The 1,883-nt window shown below is 69.1% G+C and carries 2 protein-coding genes and 1 pseudogene; 1 reads left to right on the top strand and 2 read right to left on the bottom strand.

Going from position 1 to position 1,883, the window contains the following annotated elements; genetic code table 11:
• Window positions 1–131 precede the first annotated feature (131 nt).
• Window positions 132–668 carry a helix-turn-helix transcriptional regulator gene (locus I8N67_RS41320; RefSeq protein ID WP_200309455.1) on the top strand — a complete coding sequence of 179 codons (537 nt, stop codon included), beginning with the start codon at window positions 132–134 and terminating at the stop codon, window positions 666–668.
• 543 nt (window positions 669–1,211) lie between these two features.
• On the opposite strand, the gene I8N67_RS41315 is transcribed toward I8N67_RS41320, so the two are convergent.
• Both I8N67_RS41315 and I8N67_RS41310 read right to left on the bottom strand, forming a co-directional pair.
• A complete protein-coding gene (locus I8N67_RS41315; RefSeq protein WP_200309454.1) occupies window positions 1,212–1,430 on the bottom strand; it encodes a hypothetical protein in 219 nt (72 codons plus the stop codon).
• A gap of 2 nt (window positions 1,431–1,432) precedes the next feature.
• Window positions 1,433–1,883, bottom strand: a pseudogene (locus tag I8N67_RS41310) (hypothetical protein); the annotation flags it as partial.

Raw genomic sequence — 1,883 nt, 5'->3', positions numbered from 1 at the left:
CGAGGTTGTGGGTAGGCCCGGCCCCCGGATCATGTGGCGTTCCAGCGCCGATCCGGGGGCCTTGCCGTTGGTGCCGTTCCACAGTGACAGAGGTTCTGGACAATGTCCAGAACATCGGGAAGGATGTAGCCGTGCCCGAGAACCCTGAGAGCGAGGGGAGCCGCTTGATCACCCTGAAGCAGATCGAGCTGGAGCACGGGGTCAGCCGGTCGGCGCTCCACACGTACCGGCTCAGCAGCACCTTCCCTCAGCCCGTTCCGGTCGAGGGCTCCACTAAGACCCTGTTCCAAGCCGACGAGGTAGCCGCCTGGTTTCAGGCGAACCCGAAGCAGCAGGGCAAGAAGCGGGACCGATTCCTAAGCCAGCCCCAAGGAGAGTCCGTGACCACCACTGTTGATCCGCGTCTCGCGCTCATGTCCCGTCTGAACACTCCGCCGTACGACGAGGCGGCGGGGAAGACGGGTACGCCGTTGGGTGAGGCGGCGCAGCTCCTCGACGCCTACCGGGCGGCCATCCTCCGTGAGGCGGCCGACTCCGTTTCGGACATGCCAGCGCCGGACTGCTCGGACTTCAGCGACCTGGACGAAGCATGGGAGTCCGGCGCCTCGGCTGCTGCGCGGAGGCTGCGTGACGTGGCCGACGAGTGGCCGGAGCCGCAGGATGGGTGACACCGCCTGGGGTTGACCCCCACCACGACAGAGCCCCCGACCGTATGACCCGGCCGGGGGCTTTCTGCTGACCTTCTGGCATCGCTGTCTGTCTCGCGCAGCCAACGGGAGCGGCAGACAGCCTGTTCAGCGTAACCGCCAGCGCCGACAACCGGGGGTGCCCGCCCCGCTCGGGGTGGGTGAGGCGGGCACGGTCTCCGGGAGCCACTGCCTGCATTGCGGCGGGAGGGTCCAGTTGCCTGGTCCCGGCCTTGTCCCGGCAGACGATGCGGCACGGGGGTTGGCGCCCTTCCGGCCGGTGGCGTTCCACCTTCCACGCGAAGCGGATCACGCGCGCCGGGTCTCGCACCCGAATGCCGCAACAGCAGGATGCCAGACGGCGAGTGCCCCGCTCGGGGGAACGGGGCACTCGGTGTTGGCGGTCGCGCCCTCAGGCCATCACCTCTGGGCAGCCGAGGTAAGCCGCGCCAGGGCCCGCAGTTCACCGGACGCCTCCGACTGCGGGCTGAGGTCAGGATGCCACGGCCGTCAGGCCGGGCCGGGCTACTCGGGCCACTCGATGCCGTTGGCGGCGAATGCGCGGACGATCGCCGGGTCGTTGCGGTAGCCCTGGAGGCTGTCCAGCTCGGTGTCCCAGTCGTCTTCCTGAAGAGCGGCGATGACCTTCGTGAGGGCGCGTTCCTTGATCTCGTCGGAGGCGGTGGCTTCGATGAGCGCGTCGGCCATGGTGTTGAACAGGCTGTAGGCGGAACCCCATCCCATGGTCAGTTCTCCTTCGTGTTGTTGCTGGTGGCAGGGTTGTTCGGGATTGTTCGCGCGGGTTCATCGGCGCGAGCGGCCTGAGGGCGGTGGCATCCGCACCGGCATTTCGCGCCGCAGTGCTTGCACTCGCCCGGCCGTTTGGCCCCGTTCAGCCCGGTCATGGACTGGCAGTAGTCGTGATCGCCGTGGTGGCAGCCGGTGGACAGGTAGACGTGGCCGGCCGGTTGGGTCGTGGCCGGGTTGGGGTTGTCCGGGGTTGTCCGGGTGGGTTGTCCGGCGCGGCCGGGCTGGTTGAGGGCGGTGTGGAGTTCGGCGAGCCGCATGTCCCGCCAGCGGGACATCGACGTGCCGAGCGGAGGCGGCCCGGCTTCGACCCACCGGTCGGCCAGGGCGCGGACCTGGGCGAGTTCGGTCTCCGACTTCCCGAGCGCGGCGATGGCGTCGGCGAGTTGC

The sequence above is a fragment of the Streptomyces adelaidensis genome (assembly GCF_016598475.1).
GTDB classification, from domain to species: Bacteria; Actinomycetota; Actinomycetes; order Streptomycetales; family Streptomycetaceae; genus Streptomyces; species Streptomyces adelaidensis.
This window is presented reverse-complemented; position numbering and strand designations above follow the sequence as displayed.